This window comes from Erythrobacter sp. 3-20A1M (assembly GCF_018636735.1).
Taxonomy (GTDB): Bacteria; Pseudomonadota; Alphaproteobacteria; order Sphingomonadales; family Sphingomonadaceae; genus Alteriqipengyuania.
This window is the reverse complement of the sequence record NZ_CP045200.1, coordinates 1,878,527-1,900,751: the sequence shown is the minus strand read 5'-3', so window position 1 is coordinate 1,900,751 and position 22,225 is coordinate 1,878,527. Positions and strand designations below refer to the sequence as shown.

General features: G+C 65.2%; 21 protein-coding genes, 1 tRNA gene and 2 pseudogenes. 12 read left to right on the top strand and 12 right to left on the bottom strand.

Annotated features, from left to right (window positions below):
* Positions 1-19 precede the first annotated feature (19 nt).
* Both F7D01_RS09360 and F7D01_RS09355 read left to right on the top strand, forming a co-directional pair.
* A complete protein-coding gene (locus F7D01_RS09360; protein WP_251566683.1) occupies positions 20-364 on the top strand; it encodes a TrbI F-type domain-containing protein in 345 nt (114 codons plus the stop codon).
* Positions 361-1,119, top strand: a complete 759-nt coding sequence (locus F7D01_RS09355; protein ID WP_251566681.1) for a S26 family signal peptidase — start codon at positions 361-363, stop codon at positions 1,117-1,119. Before F7D01_RS09360 ends, F7D01_RS09355 begins: the two co-directional genes overlap by 4 nt.
* Before the next feature lie 26 nt (positions 1,120-1,145).
* Here F7D01_RS09355 and F7D01_RS09345 read toward each other — a convergent pair whose 3' ends face one another.
* On the bottom strand, positions 1,146-1,409 hold the full coding sequence (locus F7D01_RS09345; RefSeq protein WP_215227332.1) for a hypothetical protein: 264 nt from the start codon (positions 1,407-1,409) through the stop codon (positions 1,146-1,148).
* A 143-nt stretch (positions 1,410-1,552) separates the two neighbouring features.
* On the opposite strand from F7D01_RS09345, the gene F7D01_RS09340 reads away from it, so the two are divergent.
* Complete coding sequence (locus F7D01_RS09340) at positions 1,553-2,533, top strand: GSU2403 family nucleotidyltransferase fold protein (protein ID WP_215227331.1); 981 nt, start codon at positions 1,553-1,555, stop codon at positions 2,531-2,533.
* A 393-nt stretch (positions 2,534-2,926) separates the two neighbouring features.
* Positions 2,927-4,540, top strand: coding sequence for an integrase arm-type DNA-binding domain-containing protein (locus F7D01_RS09335; RefSeq protein WP_251566679.1), 1,614 nt, complete (start codon positions 2,927-2,929; stop codon positions 4,538-4,540).
* Here the strand turns inward: F7D01_RS09335 and F7D01_RS09330 are convergent.
* Positions 4,477-4,707, bottom strand: a pseudogene (locus tag F7D01_RS09330) (conjugal transfer protein TraH); the annotation flags it as partial. The gene F7D01_RS09335 and the pseudogene F7D01_RS09330 sit on opposite strands and share 64 nt — an antisense overlap.
* On the opposite strand from F7D01_RS09330, the gene F7D01_RS09325 reads away from it, so the two are divergent.
* The 4 genes from F7D01_RS09325 to F7D01_RS09310 all read left to right on the top strand — a co-directional run bounded on the left by F7D01_RS09325 (position 4,598) and on the right by F7D01_RS09310 (position 7,426).
* Complete coding sequence (locus F7D01_RS09325) at positions 4,598-5,083, top strand: hypothetical protein (protein WP_215229851.1); 486 nt, start codon at positions 4,598-4,600, stop codon at positions 5,081-5,083. The pseudogene F7D01_RS09330 and the gene F7D01_RS09325 overlap by 110 nt on opposite strands.
* A 201-nt stretch (positions 5,084-5,284) precedes the next feature.
* On the top strand, positions 5,285-5,659 hold the full coding sequence (locus tag F7D01_RS09320) for a hypothetical protein (protein ID WP_215227330.1): 375 nt from the start codon (positions 5,285-5,287) through the stop codon (positions 5,657-5,659).
* On the top strand, positions 5,656-5,877 hold the full coding sequence (locus F7D01_RS09315) for a hypothetical protein (RefSeq protein WP_215227329.1): 222 nt from the start codon (positions 5,656-5,658) through the stop codon (positions 5,875-5,877). The genes F7D01_RS09320 and F7D01_RS09315 overlap by 4 nt, the downstream gene beginning before the upstream one ends.
* Positions 5,878-5,941: 64 nt before the next feature.
* Positions 5,942-7,426: an ATP-dependent RecD-like DNA helicase gene (locus tag F7D01_RS09310; RefSeq protein ID WP_251566677.1), complete on the top strand. Its 1,485-nt coding sequence runs from the start codon at positions 5,942-5,944 to the stop codon at positions 7,424-7,426.
* 32 nt (positions 7,427-7,458) lie between these two features.
* Here the strand turns inward: F7D01_RS09310 and F7D01_RS09305 are convergent.
* Both F7D01_RS09305 and F7D01_RS09300 read right to left on the bottom strand, forming a co-directional pair.
* A pseudogene (locus tag F7D01_RS09305) lies at positions 7,459-8,319 on the bottom strand (tyrosine-type recombinase/integrase); the annotation flags it as partial.
* A 177-nt stretch (positions 8,320-8,496) separates the two neighbouring features.
* Positions 8,497-8,583: transfer RNA gene (locus F7D01_RS09300), tRNA-Leu, on the bottom strand.
* Positions 8,584-8,753: 170 nt separating this feature from the next.
* Between F7D01_RS09300 and F7D01_RS09295 the strand changes: the two genes are divergently transcribed.
* Entirely contained in the window at positions 8,754-9,713 is a 960-nt protein-coding gene (locus tag F7D01_RS09295; RefSeq protein ID WP_215227328.1) for a complex I NDUFA9 subunit family protein, read from the top strand.
* Between the two features lie 18 nt (positions 9,714-9,731).
* Here F7D01_RS09295 and F7D01_RS09290 read toward each other — a convergent pair whose 3' ends face one another.
* Together F7D01_RS09290 and F7D01_RS09285 are read right to left on the bottom strand one after the other, a co-directional pair.
* Positions 9,732-10,202, bottom strand: a complete 471-nt coding sequence (locus tag F7D01_RS09290) for an NfeD family protein (protein ID WP_215227327.1) — start codon at positions 10,200-10,202, stop codon at positions 9,732-9,734.
* Between the two features lie 15 nt (positions 10,203-10,217).
* Positions 10,218-11,210, bottom strand: a complete 993-nt coding sequence (locus F7D01_RS09285) for an SPFH domain-containing protein (protein ID WP_215227326.1) — start codon at positions 11,208-11,210, stop codon at positions 10,218-10,220.
* A 195-nt stretch (positions 11,211-11,405) separates the two neighbouring features.
* On the opposite strand from F7D01_RS09285, the gene F7D01_RS09280 reads away from it, so the two are divergent.
* Entirely contained in the window at positions 11,406-12,593 is a 1,188-nt protein-coding gene (locus F7D01_RS09280; protein WP_215227325.1) for a GGDEF domain-containing protein, read from the top strand.
* Positions 12,594-12,611: 18 nt separating this feature from the next.
* On the opposite strand, the gene F7D01_RS09275 is transcribed toward F7D01_RS09280, so the two are convergent.
* From F7D01_RS09275 to F7D01_RS09265, 3 genes are all read right to left on the bottom strand, one after another.
* Positions 12,612-13,520, bottom strand: coding sequence for a dienelactone hydrolase family protein (locus tag F7D01_RS09275; protein ID WP_215227324.1), 909 nt, complete (start codon positions 13,518-13,520; stop codon positions 12,612-12,614).
* Between the two features lie 63 nt (positions 13,521-13,583).
* A complete protein-coding gene (gene purU / locus F7D01_RS09270) occupies positions 13,584-14,438 on the bottom strand; it encodes a formyltetrahydrofolate deformylase (RefSeq protein ID WP_215229744.1) in 855 nt (284 codons plus the stop codon).
* 5 nt (positions 14,439-14,443) lie between these two features.
* Positions 14,444-15,460 carry a nitronate monooxygenase family protein gene (locus F7D01_RS09265; protein ID WP_215227323.1) on the bottom strand — a complete coding sequence of 339 codons (1,017 nt, stop codon included), beginning with the start codon at positions 15,458-15,460 and terminating at the stop codon, positions 14,444-14,446.
* 72 nt (positions 15,461-15,532) lie between these two features.
* Here F7D01_RS09265 and F7D01_RS09260 point away from each other — a divergent pair, with 72 nt between their 5' ends.
* Positions 15,533-17,014, top strand: a complete 1,482-nt coding sequence (locus F7D01_RS09260) for an aldehyde dehydrogenase family protein (protein ID WP_215227322.1) — start codon at positions 15,533-15,535, stop codon at positions 17,012-17,014.
* Between the two features lie 52 nt (positions 17,015-17,066).
* On the top strand, positions 17,067-18,497 hold the full coding sequence (locus F7D01_RS09255; RefSeq protein ID WP_215227321.1) for a DUF2252 domain-containing protein: 1,431 nt from the start codon (positions 17,067-17,069) through the stop codon (positions 18,495-18,497).
* Positions 18,498-18,518: 21 nt separating this feature from the next.
* Here F7D01_RS09255 and F7D01_RS09250 read toward each other — a convergent pair whose 3' ends face one another.
* Genes F7D01_RS09250 through F7D01_RS09240 form a run of 3 tightly spaced genes read right to left on the bottom strand, consistent with a single transcriptional unit; the run spans position 18,519 to position 22,116 of the window.
* Positions 18,519-20,717 (bottom strand): TonB-dependent siderophore receptor, encoded by a 2,199-nt coding sequence (locus F7D01_RS09250; protein ID WP_215227320.1) that lies wholly within the window; start codon positions 20,715-20,717, stop codon positions 18,519-18,521.
* Positions 20,714-20,938: a hypothetical protein gene (locus F7D01_RS09245; RefSeq protein ID WP_215227319.1), complete on the bottom strand. Its 225-nt coding sequence runs from the start codon at positions 20,936-20,938 to the stop codon at positions 20,714-20,716. The genes F7D01_RS09250 and F7D01_RS09245 overlap by 4 nt, the downstream gene beginning before the upstream one ends.
* Positions 20,935-22,116: a PepSY domain-containing protein gene (locus F7D01_RS09240; protein ID WP_215227318.1), complete on the bottom strand. Its 1,182-nt coding sequence runs from the start codon at positions 22,114-22,116 to the stop codon at positions 20,935-20,937. The genes F7D01_RS09245 and F7D01_RS09240 overlap by 4 nt, the downstream gene beginning before the upstream one ends.
* Positions 22,117-22,225 lie beyond the last annotated feature (109 nt).

Below are 22,225 nucleotides of genomic sequence, written 5' to 3'. Positions count from 1 at the left end.
ATCCTTCAATCGCCCGCTGTTGCTGAGAATTCTCGGCGTGCTCGCGCTCGTGGTCGCATTACTCTGGGCAGCCTGGGTCAGCCGCGAACTGTCCGAGCCGCGCCAGCAGATCGTCACTGTCCGGCTTGCCGAGACCATCGCGGGTTTCGTCGATGCCGAAGCGCGTGGAGCACAGGATCCCGAAGCCAGCCAGGCGCGCGTGCTCGCCTTCCTTCAGGCGTCCCAGCGCGCTGTTGCGGAAATGGGGGCCGATGGCCGCGTGGTGCTGGTCGGCGAAGCAGTGCTCGCGGGCGATGCCCCCGATGCTACCGATGAACTGCGCGTGCGGATCGCTCGCCAGCTTGGGCAGGGAGGCGGCCAGTGACGCGCTTTGCCTCTCGTTTTGTCCGCACGCTCAAACGACCGCTCGTCCTGACCGGTCTGGTGCTGCTGCCACTTGGATGGGGCGCGGTCGACGCCTTCGCGAAAGACCATGCCTTCCTCATCAATGCCAGCCCGAGCCTGCCCAACTGGGCCTTCTGGCTCGACAAGCATGCGCGGATCGAGCGCGGCAGCCTGATCTTCTTCGAGCCGCCGGCGAGCAGACTCGTCGAAGCGCATTTCGGAGAAGGCGCGCAGCTCTTCGGCAAGCGGGTGTTGGGCGTGCCGGGCGATGTCGTGAGCCACCGTGGCCACGAGGTCTTCATCAACGGCCGCAAGATCGCCGCGCGGCTCGATGAGACCCGTCTCGCATTGCGCTTCACAAGGGCCCCGAAGGCCCGATCCCCGACGGCTGCTTCTACACCGGGACCAGCCATCAGCGCGGCCTCGACAGCCGCTACGCCGAGATCGGCTTCGTCTGCCGCGGCCAGATCCTGGGCAGCGGGAGGGCGATCCTGTGAGCAAGCTCAAGGGTCTGACGGACGGCTCGGCAATGACCTGGTCGAGGTCAAGACAATCACGCCATTCAAGAGCAATGACCGGGTCACGCTGAACCTGAAACGGAACTTCAGCATGGTATTTCTGGTCAAGATTACATCTGACTTCGAAGTGCGCGGGAAGCTCATTCCACGCAGGGCCTTGCCCCGTGTGAAGGGTGACAAGCTGGTTCTTGAGTGGACTGATGTTGGGTGCGGGTGAACCCCGAATTCAGCTGTTCTTGTCCTTTAAGGTGCGAGATGCAGAGGGTATCCGGCCAAGTCCGAAAATTGACGAGCGACTGCTTTCGCCTTGGCCTCATCGACATTCATTTCTGCGATGAAGGCCAACTGGACCGCCGGTGCAATCTCTGAGAAGAAAGCGAAAGCAGCGGCATTGTGTGCGTGCGCGCTTGAAGGGTCTGCGATAAGCGCTGCGAGCTGCTGAGCGGATTGCTTGGTCCGATAGGGACCGTTCACCGCTGCCAACACCTGTGCAGTTAGTTTGCTCATCGCAACTCTCACCCAATTTATCCCATAAAGGAAGATGCATCCGGTTGGACCGTCAAGGCAAGGATGGTCCATGAAGTGTGGTTCCAAAGGGCATTTATCCCGCGTTTATTGAAAATTGGAGATTTGCGGGATAAAACTCGCGTATGGCCATCATCCAACCCTTCTCCGCTGAGCAGGAACGAGCGCTCATCAACATGCGCCAGCGCTACGATGTGTGGATCGAAGCCGAGCGCGAACTCTTCGCGATGCCGTACGACCTGAAGCGCAAGAAGATCGGAGAGTACGAGTACCTCTATGAGGTTTTTGATCGCGTAGGAAACGGCAAAAGTCTCGGCGCGTGGGACGACGAAAAGGAAGTCCAGTTTGAGGATTACAAGGCTGCAAAAGCTTCCTTGAAGGAGCGCCGCGACGGCGCACGGGATGCTCTTAATGAGAGCAGCCGGATTGCTCGCGCACTGCGCTTGCCGATGCTTTCAGCGGACGCCGGACCCATTCTCCGTGAGGCGGACAGACGGTCGCTTCTCGGTAGTCACCTGCTTGTTGTCGGCACCAACGCAATGGCAGCCTATGCCATCGAAGCGGCAGGCACGTTTCGCGATGTGCCGGACGAAACAGAGGACTTCGATCTCGCTTGGACGGCTGACGAACCGGAAGACGGAACGCAGCTTTGGGACATGCTCAAAGCGGTTGATCCGACTTTCACGATCAATACCGAACGGGAATTTCAGGCGCGCAACGCGAAAGCCTATGAAGTCGAATTGCTGGTCGCTCCATCGCGTGTCGAAACGCTCGCCGGAAAGGATAGGCCACGACCTGTTCCTCTACCCGAACAGGAATGGCTCTTGCCCGGTCGGCGGGTAGACCAGGTCGTCCCGTGCCGTGATGGCAGCCCGGCACGTATCGTGGCACCTGACCCTCGCTGGTTCGCGCTCCACAAACTCTGGTTGGGTGCTCAGGCAAAGCGGAACCCGCTCAAGCGGCGCAAGGACACGGTGCAGGGAGCGGCACTGCTCGACGCGGTTGCCGAGGCGATGCCTCATTATTCGTTTGGCCACGAGTTTGTGGAAAGCCTGCCTGATGAGCTAGTGCCCTATTGGGAGGAGTGGGCGAAGGCGCGCGGATAGCTCCTGAATTCAGTCACTCGGTTGGGGCAAAATGGCTGGTCTTTCCCGTAAATTTGCTGTAAAGAACGGGCATTGAAATCATTAGATTTTTTCGAGGATGGGACCCAAATCCTCTGGTAAAAATGCAATCTGGGGGCACCGACGGGGGCCTCACTTAAGTAACCAAGGTCAAGATTCTCGCAGTTTTGCGACATTCTGAGAGCGGTTCGAGTCCTCTTCTGGGCACCATTTGTTCTTCTCACGTTCTCCCAAATAATCTATAAAACCCGCAGAAATCCTAGGGATTTGGCCCTTGGATCGTTCCGGATCGTCCCGCCTGTTCTCGGGGGTTCCAGACACTTTTGTGGGCCTTTTGAGGCCGTTTCGCAAAGGCCCAGATGAAAAGGCCCCCACATGCCTCTGACAGATACTCGCCTCCGCGCACTCAAGCCCAAGGATAAGCCGTACAAGGTAACGGATGAGCGTGGCCTGTATGTTGAGGTCACGCCGACCGGCGGCAAGCTTTGGCGATTCCGATACCGGATCGGCGGTGCGCAAAAGAAGCTCTGCATCGGCAGCTATCCCGAAATCAGCCTCAAGCAAGCGCGAGACGCAGCCTACGAGGCACGACGAGCTGTTGCCTCTGGCGGCGACCCGGCCTTTGAGAAGCGGAAGCGGAAAATCCGCGCCGAGTTCCTTTCTGCGCAGACGTTCGAGGCAGTTGCACGTGAGTATATTGAACAGATGATGGTCCAGAATGGCCGTGCCGATGGCACGATCGTCAAGGCCAATTATTTCCTAGACAAGCTTGCGCCTGCCATCGGGAACCGACCCATCAACGAGATCGAGCCGTTCGAAGTCCTGGCTCCTCTTAAACGACTAGAAGCCACGGGTAAGCACGAGACTGCGAAGAAATGCCGCTCGTTCGCAGGCCGCGTGTTTCGCTATGGTGTCGCAACGACCCGTTGCAAATCCGATCCGACCAGTATGCTGAAGGGTGCACTCGTAACGCCGCGAGCCAAGCATTATGCAGCAATTCTCGAGCCCACCGAGCTAGGCGGGTTGCTCCGCGCCATCGACGACTTCACTGGCTACATGGTGACGAAGTTGGCTTTGCAGATCGCGCCGCACGTGTTTGTGCGCCCCGGCGAACTCCGGCACGCCGAATGGCATGAGATCGACCTCGTCGATGGGGTCTGGAAGATCCCTGCCGGTAAAATGAAAGCGCGCCGAGCGCATGCCGTCCCGCTTTCCAAGCAGGTTAGAGGCTATCTCACTGATCTGGCCGAGATGCTCGGCCGCGAAGGATATGTTTTCCCGTCTGCGCGCAGCTCCAAGCGTCCCATGAGTGAAAACACGCTCAATGCCGCATTCCGTCGCATGGGATACTCGAAGGAAGAAGTCACCGCTCATGGACTCCGGGCGACAGCATCGACATTCCTGAACGAGTCGGGCCTTTGGAATCCTGATGCGATTGAGCGTGCCTTGGCACATGGCGACAGCAATGTTGAAGGCTTCGACGCGATCTCGCTTTTCTCTGGGTCTACGACTGCTGACCTTCCCGAGCCGGCCAGCACGCGCAAACCCTCGGCGGCGGCGCTACGGATCTGGCGCGATGCACAGCCACTGCGTGCCAGTCCGGCAAAGGCATACCTTGAGAGCCGCGGCATCCTCGCTGCATCGCAGGCGCTGCGCTTCCATCCACGAACGCCGCTTGGTCCGAAGGGACGCACTCGCTTTTTGACCGCCATGATCGCGGCGGTCAGCCTCGACGAGGGGCCGATCGCCATCCATCGCACGTTCCTTTCGGGCAATGCCAAGGCCGATTTCGAAAAGCCGAAGCGCGCGCTCGGCGCGCTCGGTGAAGCTGCTGTCCGCCTCTTCGCTCCGGTTTCCGGCAAGCTTGGCCTTGCCGAAGGGATCGAGAGCGCGATGTCGGCCTATGCTCTCACCGGCATCCCCGCCTGGAGGTTGGCGATGCTGGTCGTCTTCTGCGGGAAGCGCGTCCAGACATTGCCGAGGCTGTAATAGCCCGCCGACTGTCCTTCGAATGCGCTCGGCCCGGTGACATTGGCCGCAGCGCCCATGTCGTCCATGAAGCGGTCCATGCTGTCGCCGACGTTTGCGGCGACGGGGGACGCGACCATGCTGGCGGCAGCTATGGTGAGCGCCGCATTGCGGATGCTAGTAATCATGTCCGGCTTGCGGCCCTGGCTCTGGTACGAACGCCCGGTCCGCGAGCGGTTTGAGGGGCAAGATTGTTGCCTCACTGTCGAGGGCCCGATTTACAGGAGCCGAGACGGGACCGGGTATCCGCTTGGCAGCCAGCTTCGCACCGAATTCGGGTGGCTGGACCTCACGCCAGAAGAGACCAACCAGCTTGCAGATGATCTTCGATCAGGGATCGACCTAGCCTTGCTTCGCTGGTTTACGCGCTCCGATATGGCGGACCGGCAGTTACCTTCCCGCCAGTCCCGCAACCGTTACTTTGACGACGATGTCGCCCATAATCTGATCCTGTCTGCGACGCCTCCAACGGCAAGCATGGAGCAAGACGCCCATGCCAGTTGACCGGAGAAAAGCTGGAGAAGGAAGGGGCCACGATACTGCGTATCGGACCCGTAATTTTCATACACACCCCACGCACGTGTGCATCAAGGATTTCTGCGGTTTCTGGAGCGCGCGGATAGCGCGCTCCCTGAAACGAAGCGTTCAGACCCTCGCAATTCTGCCATTTCTGGAGCGCGCTTCGAGCGCGCGCGGGAGGTGGTGATGGCGAGCCACATAAAGCGCACCATCCGCCTCAATCCTTCGCAGGCACGGTCGCTGTCCGGCATCGCCGACCGGCGTGGATTGTCGGAGTATGCGATGCTCCTGAAGGTGATCGACGCGGGCTTCCTTTCGGTCCTGCACGGCACCGACAAAGAGACTGATCTTGCCGAACTGGCGCGCGAGATCGGGGCAATATCGGAGCGCCTGGCCGAGGCTGAACGGGTACTCGACCGGACCCTGTTCACTGCCTGTGCGGCCTACGCTTACGCCCGCCATGCCGCGCTGGGCACGAAGAAATCCGACGAGACAATTGCAGCCGAAGCGCGCGCCGCTTTCGAGCGCCAGCGCTCGCTTGCCTTGGAGATTGAGCCATGAACTCCAACATCGATTTTGTCACCCGCGCCCATGCCTTGTGGCGTGTGCGCATGGCGCAATGGCAGCAGCGTTTTCGCTTCTTTTCGACGATCACTCTTGGTGCAGCAGGGGTCGGAGCATTCATCGCCCCGCAGTTCCTGCTGCATGGCCCTGCGATAACAACAGCGGTGCAGTATGCGTGGGCCAACGTACTGACCCTGCGACAGGCTGATTGGTGAAGCGAGAGAGCGAGTTAAAGCCAGCGAAGCTACCGCCAGCCCGGAATTGCTGGCTAGGCAGGCGGTGGCTTGGGCCGCTGCCAAGCTGTCAGAGCGAGAGGCGGTATTCCCGGCCAGCACGCTCGCGCGTGAGGCCGGGGACTTTGCTTTCGGCAAGGCCGGGCACGGTGCGATCAGCGCAGCGATTGCCGAAGCCGGGGAACGCGGCGAGCTCGTCGCGCACACATTCCTCGACCGGCGCGGTGCGGAATTCGCCGGGTTCACAACGCCGCAGGCTATCGCGACCGAGCGCACCATGCTGCGCCTCGAAGAGGCCGGGCGAGGCATGGCGCAGTCACTTTCCAGTCCTTTGGCAGCAGCAAGGACCATCGAGCGCGCTGCGCGGCAGTCAGCCCGATCAGGTTACGCATGGACCGAAGACCAGAAGCGGGCGACCGCAGAATTGCTTACCTCGCGCGACCGCGTCGCTGCCGTCCAAGGCTACGCCGGGACCGCCAAAACCACCACCGTGCTTGCAACCTACGCGCGCGAGGCACGGCGAAACGGACTTGCCGTGACCGCGCTTGCGCCAACCGCATCGGCGGCGACTGTGCTGGGCGAGGCACTCGGCCTGCGCGGCGATACCGTGGCGCGGCACTTATTGGCACCGGAGGCGAAGACGCCAGGCAAGGATGCCGTCTGGCTTGTCGATGAGGCTTCAATGCTTTCGGCGCACGACATGGCGAAACTCTTAACCCGTGCTGACAAGGCCGGTGCGCGGCTCGTGTTGGTGGGCGATGTGAAGCAGCTGGGATCGGTTGGCGCTGGCGCGGCCTTCGCCCAGTTGCAGCAGGCTGGCATGGCGACCGCGAAGCTTGCCGCAGTGGTTCGCCAGACCAATGCCGACACGCGAGAAGCCGTCATGGCCTCGATCGAAGGTCACGCAGGCAAGGCCCTGGCCGCGCTGGAATGTGGCGGCGGCAAGGTGATCGAAGGGACAACGCCGGACGGGCGCCTTGGGGCGATGGCCCGGCACTATCTGGCCCTGTCGCCAGCAGAGCGCGCGCAAACGCTGGTCATCGAGCCATCGCGCGAAGGCCGCGACAGGCTCACCGGTATGATCCGCGAAAAGCTGGCCGAGCGCGGCGAGCTGTCGGCGGAGGCGGTGCGGTTCGATGCTCTGGAGGCGAAGGGCTTGACCCGTGCGGAGGCGCGCGAGGCAGCAAGCTATGCCATCGGCGATATTGTCAGGTTCAGCCGCGACTTTGCCGCGAAGGGCGTGCGTCGGGGCGAGAGCTTCGCAATTTCCGCTGTCGATCCTGTCGACGGGCGCATCGCCCTAGAGGGGCGCGGTGGACGGTCGCTGGACTGGCATCCCCGGCAGTGGGGTGCAGGCAAAGCCGAAGTGTTTGAGCCGAAACCGATGGAGCTCCGCACCGGCGACCGCGTGCAGTTTACCCGCAACGACCGCGAGGCCGGAAGGGTCAATGGCCTTGGCGGAGCTGTTTCACGTATCGATCCTGACCGATGCCACGCAACAGTGAAGCTCGCCAACGCTGGGAAGATGTAGCCCTTGCCGCCGGTAATCGGCTTCAGCTCCCGAAACAGCTCCAACACTTGCCGTGACAGCGGCACCACATGGGTCCGGCGCGCCTTCATCTTGCCTTCGGGAATTGTCCAGGTGGCCTTGTCCCAATCGATCTCGTTCCACTCGCCGTGGCGAAGCTCACCGGGTCGCACAAAAACATGCGGTGCGATCTTCAGCGCGAACTTCGTCGCCGGGTAGCATTCGAAATCATCGATAGCGCGGAGCAGCCCGCCCAATTTCTCGGGCTCGAGGATCGCCGCGTAGTGCCGTGCTCTAGGCGTGACCAGTGCCCCCTGAAGGATTGATGTTGGATCGGTTTGGCACTGGCCAAGCGCGGCTCCATACCGGAACACCCGGCTTGCGAAGGACCGGCATTTCTTCGCAGTTTCGAGATTGCCTTTGGCTTCGAGCTTCTTGAGCGCCGCCAGCATCAACTGCGGATCGACGTCGTTGATTGGCATATTGCCGATTGCGGGCTTGAGCAGGTCAAGGAACCAGCGCGCCTTGCGCAGCGTGGCCTCCGCTCGGCCTTCGGGCACCATCTTCTCATCGATGTACTTATTGGCGATGACCTCGAAAGTGTTCTCTGCGCCCAGCTTGATCCTGGCCTTCTTGCGCTTCCGCTCCAGCATCGGATCGATGCCATCGGAAACCTTGAGCCTTGCTCGGTCGCGAAGCTGTCGCGCTTGCGACAAGCTTACCTCTGGGAACGCGCCGATTGGCAGCTTCTTTTCCTTCCCGCCGAAGCGGTACTTGAAATACCAGAGCTTGGAGCCGTTCGGCTTCACAAGCAGCAGCAACCCCCGCGAGTCGTATTTCTTGTACGACTTGTTCGCAGCCCGGAAGCCTTTGATTTCCTGCACATTGAGGCTCATTTGGGGGCCTCACTTTTGTGCAAGTTGGGGCCTTTTGAGCTGGAGCCCCCAGCCGAGGCCCCCACGGACGTTGGAACAAAGCGGAACAAAACAAGACCTCGCTTTCTGCGCTAGAGGTCAAGAATGGCAGAAATCCGCCATTTCTGCAATGTTTTGGAACGTTCTGATGAGAACAAATGGTGCCCAGAAGAGGACTCGAACCTCCACGCCCTTGCGAGCGCCGCCACCTGAAGACGGTGCGTCTACCAATTCCGCCATCTGGGCACGAAATCGCGATCCGGTCTTCCAACGCCGATCGCGGGTAGGCGCGGGCCACTAGCGAAGGTGACCGGGGGCTGTCAACGTCCTTCGACACGGTTGCCGCAGGTGCTTGCGAGGTTCGACGCCATGCGGCATGGCGCGCAGGCACTCACCGCAGCACGCAGGACCGGCCCATGCCCACACGCGATCCCCTTTACGGCCAGCTCGTCACCGTCTTCGGCGGTTCGGGCTTCATCGGCATCCACCTCGCCCAGCAATTGCTGGAGCGCGGCGCACGGCTGCGCGTGGCTAGCCGGCATCCCGAAGAAGCCTGGTCGCTGAAGCCGCTCGCCAATCTCGGCCAGCTGCAGTTCGTGCGCTGCAACGTGCTGGACGAACGCAACGTGCGCGCCTGCGTAGACGGGGCCTATGGCGTGGTGAACCTGGTCGGCAGCTTCGAGGGCAATCTGGAAAAGCTAATGGGCGATGCGGCCGGCATGATGGCCCGCGCCGCGAAGGAAGCGGGCGCGCGGGCGTTCGTCGAGGTCAGCGCGATCGGCGCCGACATCGAGGCCGAGAGCGAATATGCCTATGCCAAGGGGCTGGGCGAGGAAAAGGTGCGCGCGGCGTTTCCCGAGGCGACCATCATGCGCCCTTCGGTCGTGTTCGGCGAGGATGGCGGGATCGTGAAGATGTTCGCCGATCTGATCCAGATGATGCCCGCCCTGCCGGTGTTCGCGCCCGAAGCGCCGATGCAACTGGTCCATGTGGACGATGTCGCGGAAGGGATCACGGCGGCGCTGGTCGATCCGGGAACGCATGGCGGCAAGATCTACGAGCTCGCCGGACCGGAGAAGGTCACGATGATGCAGCTCAACCGCCGCATCGCGGAGGCGCAGCGCCGCAAGCGGCTGTTCGCGCCGATGCCCGATGCGGTCGGCAGCTTCTTCTCCGCCCTGCCCGGCTCGCCGATGGGGCCGGATCAATGGAAGCTGCTGAAGGCGGGCAATGTCGCCAGCGGCCAGCATCCCGGCCTGGCGAAGCTGGGGGTGGAGCCCAAGCCGCTGTCGCTTTTCCTCGACCGGATGATGGTCCGCTATCGCAAGCACGGTCGTTTCGCCGACCGGACGGGGATCGCGCCCGGCACGAACTGAGCGGGTGCGACCGCGCCGCTAGACCTGCGGCGCGTCCCCCTGGGTGATGAGGTTCACCGGCTCCACCAGCAGCACGGAGCCTTCCGTTCCGGTGATCCGCACGCGCTCGCCCGGCTCCATGTCGACGCCGCGCGCCATCCATTCGCCGTCGGCGTAACGCACCCGGCCGCTGCCGCCTTCGATCGCCTGGGTGACGACCGCGGTCTGCCCCACCATGCGCCCGGTTGGCTTGTTGAGCAGCGGGTCCGAACTGACGATCGGGCTGTCCGACAGGATGCGGCGCGCCGAATAGACGGAGATCAGCGCCAGCGCGACGAACTCCACCACCTGTAACGCGAGGCCGACATCGTAGATGAAGGCAAGCCCGCCGGTGATCAGCGCCGCGACGGCAAGCCAGATCAGATAGACGCCGGGCACCACCAGCTCCAGCGTGGCGAGTACCAGCCCGATCACGATCCAGACGATATAGGGTTCGACCCCGTCGAGCATGGCCGCTTGCCTTTCCTAGCCCCGGTCGCCGGTGCGCGGCACGCTCGCCCGTTCGCGCCCGCGCGGCAGGGGCGTTCCCGCATCGGCGCGCGTCGTGACGTCGCTATCGCCGGTGATCCCCTTCACCAGTTCCCCGATGCCGCCCAGCGATCCGATCAGCTGCGTCGCCTCCACCGGGAACAGGATCGTCTTGGCATTGGGGCTGTCGGCGAACTTGCCGATCGCCTTGGTGTATTCCTGCGCCACGAAGTAGTTGATCGCGCCGTTCCCGCCCGAAGCGATCGCATCGGACACGACTTGCGTCGCCCTGGCTTCCGCCTCGGCGGCGCGTTCGCGCGCTTCGGCATCGCGGAACGCGGCCTCGCGCTTGCCCTCCGCCTTCAGGATGGCGGACTGCTTGTCGCCCTCTGCGCGCAGGATGTTGGACGCCCGGTCGCCTTCGGCCTCCAGGATTTCGGCACGCTTCAGCCGCTCCGCCTTCATCTGCCGCGCCATCGCCTCCGATATGTCGATCGGCGGGCGGATGTCCTTGATCTCGACCCGGGTGATCTTGACCCCCCAAGGGGAGGTGGCGTGATCGACCACGGACAGCAGCCGCGCATTGATCTCGTCGCGCTTCGACAGGGTTTCGTCCAGGTCCATGCTGCCCATCACGGTGCGCAGATTGGTGGTGGTGAGCGCCATGATCGCGTTGTTGAGGCCTGAGACCTCGTAGGCCGCCTTGGCCGCTTCCAGCACCTGGAAGAACACCACCGCGTCCACGCCCACCATGGCGTTGTCCTTCGTGATGATCTCCTGCCCCGGAATGTCGAGCACCTGCTCCATCACGTTGATCTTGTGACCGATGCGGTCGATGAACGGGGTGATGATGTGCAGGCCCGGTTCGGCCGCCTTGGTGAACTTGCCGAAACGCTCGATCGTATAGACGTAGCCCTGTTTCACGACGCGCACCGCCATCAGCAGGAAGATGACCAGCAGCGCGACCAGCGCGATCAGAATATATTCCATTGGAAACCGTCCCTTCTCTCCGTCGCATCGTAGCGCCGGGGGGCGGGCGGGCAAGGAAAACCGGGCCGCGCGACACGCAAAAACGCCAGCCGGATGTAGGGAGATGTTAAGCCGACCCGTCTAGGCGCACGCGACGCGCGTGATGTGCGCCGCGGCGGAAGAAAAAATGATCTGATGGGTCGGGTGTTGCAAATCGTGGACAGGCTGTGGCGCACCGTGTCGATCCCGCGTGCCCTGGTGAGCGACTACGCCGGTTTTCGCGCACGCATCCAGGGCAGTACGGCATTGCCGAAGATGATCATGGCGACGCTGGTCATGTGCGGCCTGGTGCCGATCGACCTGATTGTCATTCCCGACGTGTCCTGGCTCTCGCTTATCGTGCGGTTGGGGATCGCCCTGCCGCTCGGTATCGCCGCATGCATCCTCGTGAACCGGCACCGGCGTTCGCTGGCGATCGTGCAGTCGACCTACTGCGCCGTCTCGATCGCCTACGGCACGCTTGCCTGCATGCTGGTGACCGCTTCAGCCAGCCCCCTCGCCCCGGTCTACATGACCGCCAACAACCTCACGATCGTATTCGCGCTCCTGATCCTGGGCCTGCCCCCGCGCTGGGCGACCGCGCTAGCCGCGTCAATCGTGCTGACGCAGAGCATCGCCCTGGCGCTGGCCCCATTCACCACGCCGAAGCTGTTCCTGTTGGTCACCGGGCTGTCGCTTACCATGGTGGGGGTCGGGCTTTTCGGAAATGTGGTGCTCGATCGCGGCCAGCGGCTGCGCTTCCTGTCCCGCCAGCGCGACGAACGGCGGCTGCACGCGCTGGCATCGCAGAACGCACTGCTGGAGCGACTTTCCGCTCTCGACTTCCTGACGGGCCTGTCCAATCGGCGTGTGTTCGACACCGTTCTGGCTTCCGTCATGGCGGAGACTCCCGCGGGCGAGACGGTCGCTCTGGCCATGATCGACATCGATCATTTCAAGGCGTTCAACGACACGCTGGGCCATCAGGCGGGCGACGTCGCGCTGAAGCATGTCGCAGCCGCGCTCGAGCGGGTTTCGCGCCACAACGACCTGGTCGCCCGCTATGGCGGGGAGGAATTCGCGGTCGTCATACCCGACACGCCCCCGCATTCGCTGGATCTGATCGGTGCGCGGCTACGCGCGGCGGTTGAGAACGCCGCGATCGCCCATCCGGCTAGCCCGTCGGCCCAGTACATCACGGTCTCGGTCGGGATCGCCTATTGCGACGCGCGCGGATCGGTCGAGGCGCTGGTCAGTGCTGCCGACCGTGCGCTGTACCGCGCGAAGAAAGAGGGGCGGAACCGCGTCGCGATCGCTCACTGCGACGGTAGCGAGGCGGCCTCGCCGATCCAGCGGCTCGCCTGAGCGGCGGCGCTTCCCGCATCAATCGCTGGCAATGGTCCCACCGTAGAGGGCCATCAGGCGCGACCACGCCTTCTCCGCCGCCGATTTATCGTAGCTTGGGCTGTCGATCACGGTCCAGCCGTGGTCGGCGGGGTAAACCTCGATCTCGGCCGGCACGTTCGCGGCGGCCGCCGCCTCTCGCAGCGTGGTCTTTGCCTCCGGATCCTTTGCATCGTCGTTCTGCGCAACGGCGAAGAGATAGCTCGCCTGCGTGCGGCCCAACATGTTGTGCGGGCTTTTCGCACCGTCGCGCACCAGTCCGCCGCCGTGGAAGCTGGCGGCGGCGCGGATCCGCTCGGGCACGGCAGCGGCGCTCCACACGGTGAACGGCCCGCCCATGCAATAGCCCTGCGTCCCCGCGCCACGGCCGGTATCGACCGCATCCTGCCGATCGAGCCACGCGATGTACGCACTTGCATCGCGCATTATATTGTCGGCGGTCAGCTTCTCGCGCCATGGCCCGACCTTCTCGAACCCGTTGTCGCCGGCAAAGGCGGAGAAATCGGCGAACTGTTCGCCCGATACGTCGCGGTAATAGGGATTGACCGCGAGCACCGCGTAACCCTCGCCCGCCAGCCGCGCGCTCATGCGGTAGAACGCCTCGCGCAGCCCCGCGATATCGGGCCACAGCAGCACCGCCGGATGGTTGCCCGACGCGGGATGGACGAAGAAGGCGTCGGCCTTCCCGTGGGGCGTGTCGATGGTGACGTTGGAACGGGTGAGTCCGTCCGAACCGCCTGCAGCGGTGCTTTCGCCGTCACCACCCGATCGGTCGTTCATCCCGGTGCAGGCGGCCAGCGCCGCAGTGCCGCCCAGAGCCATGGAACCGGCGCCGAAACGGCGGCGATCGAGGCCCTTCAGCCGGGCAAGATCGGTCTGGTCGCACATGCTCGTCTCTCCTTCGCCTCGTCCGCGCCAGAGCATAGGGACAGGTGCGAACGGCGCAAGGCGTCAGCCGCGAAAGACGACCGTGCGGCTGCCGTTCAGCAGCACCCGCTCCTCCAGATGCAGCCGCACCGCCTCGGCCAGTACGCGCCGCTCTATGTCGCGGCCCTTGCGGACCAGTTCGTCGGGCGTGTCGGCATGATCGATCGGCTCCACGTCCTGGTGGATGATCGGCCCCTCGTCGAGATCGGCGGTGACGTAATGCGCGGTCGCGCCGATCATCTTCACCCCCCGCGCGTGCGCCTGATGGTAAGGCTTCGCGCCCTTGAACCCGGGCAGGAAGGAGTGGTGGATGTTGATGCAGCGCCCCGCGAGATGCGCCGCCTGTTCGTCCGAGAGGATCTGCATGTAACGCGCCAGCACCACCAGCTCGGCCCCCGTCTCCTCCACCAGGGCGCGCACCCGCCCCTCCTGCTGCGCTTTCGTGTCGGCGGTCACGGGCAGGTGATGGAACGGGATGTCGCCGATATTGGCGTGGTCGAGCGCGCTTGCCGGGTGGTTGGAGACGATCGCGACCGGCTCCATCGCCAGCTCGCCGATGCGCCAACGATAGATGAGATCCGCCAGGCAATGATCGAACTTGCTGACCATCAGCAGCACCCGGCGCGGGCGGTCGCGCCCGACCAGCCGCCAGCGCGCGCCGATCCGCTCGGCCAGCGTGGTGAATGCGGCGCGCATCGCTTCCGCGTTTCGCTCGCCGGGGTCGAACTCGACCCGCATGAAGAAACGGTCGGCGGCGCGGTCGTTGAACTGCTGCGCCTCCAGGATATTGCCGCCGCGTTCGAACAGGAAGCCCGCGACCTCGGCGGTCAGGCCCGGCCGGTCGGCGCAGTCGAGCGTCAGGATCAGCGGGCCCGCCATCGCCATCAGCGCCGGGTGAGCGCGTCCTCGCTTTCGCGCATCAGCGTGGCGACGATGTCGGCGACCGGCTCCTCCCCCTTGACCATGCCGACGCTCTGCCCTGCCATCAGCGATCCGTTCTCGACATCGCCGTCGATCACCGCACGGCGCAGCGCCCCGGCCCAGTAATGCTCGACCTGCAATTGCGCCTCGGCCATCGCGATCTCTTCGCGGTCGAGCCGCCCGGCGATTTCGCGCTGGGTGCTGGTGAACGCCTCGGTCCCCTTGTTCTTGAGCGCGCGGACCGGGATCACCGGCAGACGCCCGTCGACCTGCACGCTGGCGATGGCGTCGCGGGCATTGGCGCGGAAGAACGCCTTCTTGAAATCGGGATGGGCGATGCTCTCTGTGGCGCAGGCGAAGCGGGTGCCCAGCTGCACGCCGCATGCGCCCATTTCGAGATAGCCGGCGATCGCCGAGCCGCGACCGATGCCTCCGGCGACGAAGATCAGGTGCTCTTCGGCAAGCTCGGGCAGCATCTCCTGCGCCAGCACGCTGGTGGAAACCGGGCCGATATGGCCGCCCGCCTCCATCCCCTCGATCACCAGCGCGTCGGCCCCGGACCGCAGCAGCTTCTTCGCCAGCGCCAGCGTCGGCGCGAAGCAGATCACCTTGGCCGGGTTCTCGCCGCCCTTGATCGCTTCCACGCTGCCCTTGGGCGGAATGCCGCCCGCCAGCACGACGTGGGTCACGCCATGCCGCTCGCACACCGCGATCAGGTCGAACAGGTCGGGATGCATGGTGATGAGGTTCACGCCGAACGGCTTGTCCGTCCGCGCCTTCGTCTCCGCGATTTCCGTATCGAGCAGGTCGGGTGTCATCGCGCCGCAGGCGATCACGCCGAAGCCGCCTGCGTTGGAGATGGCGGAGACGAGATTGCGCTCCGAAACCCAGCTCATCGCGCCGCACAGGATCGCATGCTCGCTGCCGAGAAATTCCACGCCGCGCGCCATCAGCGCGTCTGTCTTGGGATAGGTGCTCATGGGGTCGCGCCCTATTACGCAGGGCTGCACCCGGCAAGCGGAACCCGCCGCGGTGCGCCCCGTTCGAACGGCATGACCCAGCCCTACGAAACGCTCGACCGCCTGTTCCTCGCCGGTGAATGGACCGCTGGCGAAGGCGACGAAATGACCAATCTGTGCCCGTGGGACGAAAGCACCATCTTCACCGTGAAGGGCGCGAGCGAGGCGCAGGTCGACGCCGCCTGCCGCGCCGCCGCCGAGGCGCAGGCCGAATGGGGTGCCACTCCGCCCGCCGCGCGGGCCGAGGCGATGCAGAAGATCGCCGGCATTCTGGAGGCGCGCAAGGACGAAGTCGCCCAGTGGATCGTGCGCGAGGTCGGCGGCACCCGGCTGAAGGCCGCGCTGGAGCTGCAACTGGCGACCGCGGTGGCCAAGAGCGCGGCGGCCCTGCCCTACATGGTCGAAGGCTCGATCCTGCCCGAGGACATTCCGGGCAAGGAATCGCGCGCCTACCGCCAGCCGGCGGGCGTGGTTGCGCTGATTTCGCCCTGGAATTTTCCACTGCAGCTGACCGCGCGCACGCTGTTCCCCGCGCTCGCCGTGGGCAACGGTGTGGTCGTGAAGCCCGCGAGTGACTCGATCGTCACCGGCGGCACGATCTTCGCCGCGATCTGCCAGGAAGCGGGCCTGCCCGACGGCCTCGTCAGCGTCCTGCCCGGCGGCGGTTCCACCGTTGGCGAAGCGTTGGTAAGCCATCCGATCCCCGCGGTCGTCTCCTTCACCGGCTCCACCCCGGTCGGGCGCGGCGTGGGCAAGGCGGCGCTCGATTCCAAGCGGATCAAGCCGGTGGAGCTGGAGCTGGGCGGCAATTCGCCGATCGTCGTGCTGGACGATGCCGATCTCAACCGCGCGATAGAGGCGAGCGTGTGGGGCAAGTTCATGCACCAGGGCCAGATCTGCATGATCGCCAACCGGATAGTGGTGGAAGATGCGATCTACGACCGGTTCGTGGAAGGGTTCGTGGAGCGGGTGCGGCAACTGCCGGTGGGCAAGCGCGAGGACCCGGCCTGCTTCATCGGCCCGATCGTCAATCGCGACCAGTTCGACAAGGTCACCAACCTGCTTGCCAAGGCGAAGGAAGAGGGCGCTAAGCTCGCGCTGGGCAGCGATGCCGACGGGCTCGTCCTGCCGCCGCACGTCTTTACCGACGTGCCGGAGGACAGCTGCCTCGTCACCGAGGAAATCTTCGGCCCCGTCGCCCCGATCCAGCGAGCGCGGGACGAAGAGCACGCGCTCGAACTCGCCAATGCCACCGGTTACGGCCTGTCGAGCGCGGTCTTCAGTGCCGACGAAGGTCGCGCCTTGGCCTTTGCGAAGCGGGTCGAGGCGGGGATGACTCACATCAACGACCAGACGGTCAACGACAGCGCCTTCGCCCCGTTCGGCGGGGTCAAGAATTCGGGCATCGGGCGTTTCAACGGGCGCTGGGCGATCGACGCCTTCACCACCACGCGCTGGATTTCCGTCCAGCACGAGCCGCGCCCGTACCCCTTCAGCGCGGACGATCTGGGCTGACGCCCCACCCTCGACGGGGAACGGGGTCGCGGCGAAGCGCGTATCTGTTCTCATGGCTGGCAAGCAAAACGGCAACGGCGACGCCGAAGACACCGCGGGTGGCGACGATCACGCGCTCAGCCCCGGCAAGCCCGGATCGCGCCACGACGCCTATGCCCAGCTGGCGGATCGCTTCGCCAGCGGCGCGGCGATCCCATTGCCCACCTTCCTCCACGGCCAGGCCCGGCGCGAGCATGTGCGCGCCTGCATTCTGGAAGATCACGCCACCCGGATCGACGCGCGCGCACAGGGGACGCAGGAGAAGTTCGAGGAACTGGCGGGCGACCTCTACAAATATTTCCGCGGCACCGCGCTCGGCTTCTACCGCGACATGGCGGGCATGGATGCGGCGCGGCCCAAGGTGCTGCTGCTGGGCGATGTGCACCCAGGCAATTTCGGCGTCATGCCCAATGCCGACAACGTTCCGATATTCTCGGTCAACGATTTCGACGAGGTCGCCTACGGCCCTTATAGCTGGGATCTGAAGCGGGGGGCCGCAGGCTTCATCCTCGCCGCCAAATGCGCCGGCGGGCTGAAGCGCAAGCAGCGCCGCCGCGTCGCGAAATGCTTCGCCAAGGGCTATATCGCCGGGATGAAGCACTTCGCCGACGGGGCCGACCCCAACGACGATGTGTTCCGAATGGACAATGCGCCGCCCATAATCTGCGACCTGTTCGACGACGCGATGGAAAACCGGGCGGACTGGCTCGCCGACGATCACCAGAACGAGACCCGCAAGGGCTTCTCACCGAGCAGTTCGCGCGAGCCCGTCACCAGCCGGCGCGACGAATTCCAGGGCTATCTCGACGAGCTGGCGGAGCGCAACGGCATCGAGCCCGGTGGCCGCTTCGGCGAATTACGGGTGAAGGACGTCGCGCATGTCTACGGGAAAGGGTGCGCCTCGCTCGGCCTGACGCGGTTTCACATCATGATCGAGGGGCCGGAGAAGGACGGCACCGACGACATCATCGTGGAATTCAAGCTGTCGCGCCTGTCCGCGCTCGACGGGCTCGCCCCGCACGGCGATCTAGATACCGGTGCGCGGGCTCGCCGCGTGGCCGAGGGGCAGCGGATCCACATCCCCAATGGCGACGTGTTCTACGGCGCGGTGGAGATCGATGGCGAGAGCTACATGACCCGCGAACGCGCGCCGTTCCGCGACGATATCGACCAGAGCGATCTCGATTACGACGGCTGGCGCGACTACGCCCATGCCTGCGGCCGCGCCCTCGCGCTCGCCCACGCGCGCAGCGACGATGCGGGCGCGATCGATTACGACATCGAACCCGCGATCCTGGAGGACATGGCACCGCACCACCTGTTCATCCACGACGTCGCCTGCTTCGCGGAAGAAGCGGTCGACCGGATGAAGCGCGACTGGAAGGCCTATCGCAAGGATTACCGGCGCGGTGCCTTCACCCGCCGGTTCGAGCGCTATGGCTAGCGCCTACCGGCGAGCCGTCGATCAGAAATCGACTGTGACCGATCCTCGGTAGGTGCGCGGCCGCCCTTGCAGAAGGCGCGCGGTGTCGCCCGATGCGAAGGCGCTGTAGGACGAGCTCCAGAACCGCTCATTGGTCACGTTGTCGACGCCGAAGCGCAGGGTGAGCGGGACGCCGCCCGTCGCCAGCACGTATCGCGCGCCCAGATCGAGCGTGGTCCAGTCGTCCAGATAGCTGGTGTTGGTGACGTTCGCCGCCTGCTCCCCGGTGTGGATCACCCGGCCGGTCAGCGTGAAGCCGGGCACGAAGGGCAGGTCCCATTCGACATTGGCGTTGAGGGTATAGTCCGGCACGCCCAGCGCGTCGTTGCCTTCGTTCGCGCCGCCCGGCGTGCGCCGCAGCTTCGCATCGACCACCGATCCGCCCGCGATCAGGCGCAGGCCATCGACCGGCTGCGCGGTCACGAACAGCTCGATCCCGCGATTACGCTGTTCGCCATAGCTGCCGAAGCGCAGGCTTCCCGCCACGTCCGGATCGGCCGCGAGGTAGAAGCTGGGCTGCTCGATCTGGTACAGCGCGAGGCTCGCCTGCAGGCGGTCGAACCCGATCTTCCCGCCGACCTCGTACTGGACCGAGCGCGCGGGCGCGAGCGCCTGGCCGCCATTGGTCACCGGCAATTGCCCCGCCCCGGTATTGTCGGGATCGATCCCGCTAACCGGCGCGCGCGTGCCGGGCTGCAGCCCCTCGATCCGGTTGGCGAACAGCGAGATGCGCTCGGTCGGCTTCACCACAAGGCCGATGACGGGGGTCACCGCGTCACTGCTCAACCGGCTGGTCAGGTCGCCGTTCGCGACATTGTAGCTCTTCTGCGTGATCTCCTGCAGCCGCAGCCCGCCGGTCAGCAGGATGCGGTCGTCCCACAGCCCGATCGTGTCGGAGGCGAAGGCGCTCAACTGGATCGAGCGCGCGCTGGGGTTGGGATCGTCCAGATCGCCGCTGAAGAACGTGCTGGTGCCGGAAATCGGCGCATCGACCGGCGCGTAGAGATTGGTCGCGTAGCCGCTGCGGAAATCGTAGGCGGTGCGGAATTGCTGCCAGTTCATATTGCCGCCGAAATTGAACTCGTGCGTGATCGTCTCGCCCAGGCGGACGCGCAGGCCCGCTTCGACCGCCTCGTTGTTGATGCGCGCGGGAATGATGGAGGGGCTGATCGTGGCCGCGCCGGTCGCGGCGTCGGTCACCGTGATACCGGCATAGGTCCCCTGCTCGTTGCCATCCAGCGCGCCGCCGGTGACGTAGAGCATGGCGTTGTCCGCCACGTCGTACTCGATCCGCGCCAGGCCGAAGATGTCGCGCAGCTCGGTGCTGGCGAAGGCCGGGCCGTAATTGAGATCGGCCTCCGGCACCTCCGGAATGGCGCCGTTGCCGATCACCACCTGCGGGCGCAGCCGGTTGACCTCGTAGCGCTGGTACGCGCCGTCGAGCGTCACGCGCAGATTGTTGGTGCTCCAGTCGAACGACGCGCCGCCCACGATGGTGCGGCGAAACTCGTCGTCCACCGCCACGTCGCCGCTGCGATAGGCGCCGTTGATCCGCACGCCGAATTGCCCGTCCGCGCCGAAGCGGCGAGCGACATCCGCGCTGCCGCCGAAATGCGCGCCCGAGAGATAGCTGGCGGTCAGGCGCGTGATCGGGCGCTCGCCCGCGCGCTTCAATTGCAGCGTCACATTGCCGCCGATCCCGGTGCCGCCCGGCGCCGCTCCGTTGAGGAAGGCGTTCGCCCCGTTCAGCACCTGCACGCCCGAATAGAGCTCCGGCGCGACCAGCTGGCGCGGGGTGATGCCGTACAGGCCGTTCATACCCACATCGTCGCCGTAGAGCGGGAAGCCGCGGATCACGAACTGCTCCGCCGCATTGCCGAAGGCGTAGGTGGTGCGCACCGACGGATCGTTCTCCAGCACCTCGCCCAGCGTCAGCGGCTGCTGGTTCAGGATCAGGCTTTCGTCGAAGGTGCGCACGACGAACGGCACGTCGAGCGAATCCTTGTCCCCCAGCACGCCCAGATCGCCGCTCGCCCTCACCTCGGTCGCGTTGATGCGCTGCGCGATGACGACGATCTCGTTCGGGGTCAGGCCCGGCTCCTGCGCCTCCTGCGCCTGGGCGGGCATGGCGAGCGCGGCGGCGAGGATCGGCAGCGGCAGGGCGTAACGGTGCAGTTTCATCGGTCTCTTTCGGTTCGTAGGGAATGGCTGGGTCGGTCGCGCCGCAGCCAGGCGGCGGCGATGGCGAAGGGGGCGGCGGCGAGCAGGGCGACGGCAAGCACGTCCTCCCACCCGTCGCCGGTCAGGCCGAGCACAAGCCCGGCGAGGCTGGCGGCGAACAGCGCCAGCGGCCAGGCAAACACGCGGGCGAGCGATTGCGGGGCGCGGCGCGCGCGGCTCATGCGGGCGCACTCGTCAGCGCGCGCCAGGTGCGGATGCGATGCTCGCGCCCGCCGCGCCGGGGGCGCAGCCACAGGGCAAGGCCGCTCCACAGCACCCAGATCAGCGCGAGCGTGAGCGCCGCCCACACCAGCTTCAGCGGCAGCCCGCCGTAATCGCCGAAATGCAGCGGTTTCGACAGCATCAGCGCCTGGTTGAGGGCGGGCATGGTGCGCGCGTCGGTCAGCCGCCCGGTGCGCGCATCGACCAGCGCGGGCGTCAGCAGGCTGCGCGTCAGCGGGCGGTCGCCCTGGAAGAAGATCGCGTAGTGATGCCCGCTCGACCAGCCGCCGCCGGGAAAACCGATGAACTGCGGGGATCGGCCCGGCAGCGCGGCTCGCGCGCTCGCCATGGCGGTGTCGAGCGAGCCGTATTCGGCGGGGGCAAGCGGTGCCTCGTCCGCATAGGCGGCGGTCATCGCCGCGACCTCGCCATCGCGCCAGCTGTCGGTCAGCGGGTCGGCGAAGGCGTTGATCGCGCCCGTCACCCCGATCGCCAGCGCCCAGCCGAGCGTCGCGATGCCGACGAGGTTGTGCCGGTCGAGCTGCCGCTTCGCACTGCGCCCGCCCGGGCCGCTCCCGCGCAGGGCCCCGAAGCGCAGCCGCCGCATGAACGGCGCGTAGAGCACCGCGCCCGAGATCAGGCTGACCACGAACAGCACGCCCATCGCGCCCAGGAACCACATCCCCCACTGGCCCAGCAGCAGGTCGGTGTGCAGGCCCAGGATCACGTCCATCACCCCGTCCCCATCGATCGCGCCCAGCGCGCGGCCGGTGACGCGGTCGTAACTGAGCAGCGTCATCTCGCCCGCGCCCGCATCGGGGCGGGGGCCGAGCGTCACTGTGGTGAGCGGGCTGTCCTGGCTGAAGGCCATGAACAGCGGCACCTGCCCCGGATGGCTCGCCAGCGCGCGGTCCATGATCGTATCGAGCGGCAGGCCCACACCGCCCGCATTCGCCGCCATGTCGGCGGATGGCGGCCCGGCCAGCGTCGCGTCGTAATCGGTGCCGAAGGCGGCATCGATCTCGTCATGGAAGATCAGCGGCAGCCCGGTCAGGCACAGCAGCAGCAGGAAGGCGGTGGGCACGAGCCCGCTCCATTTGTGGAGCACAAACCAGAACCGGATTCGCCGCGGAGACATGCCCCGCCGCCTAGGGAGGGAGCGGGCACGGTGTCAATGATAATCACTCGCAATAGCGGGGTATGGCTCGCACTTGTCGGCGGCGTTTATCGCCAGCCTCGATTGCAAA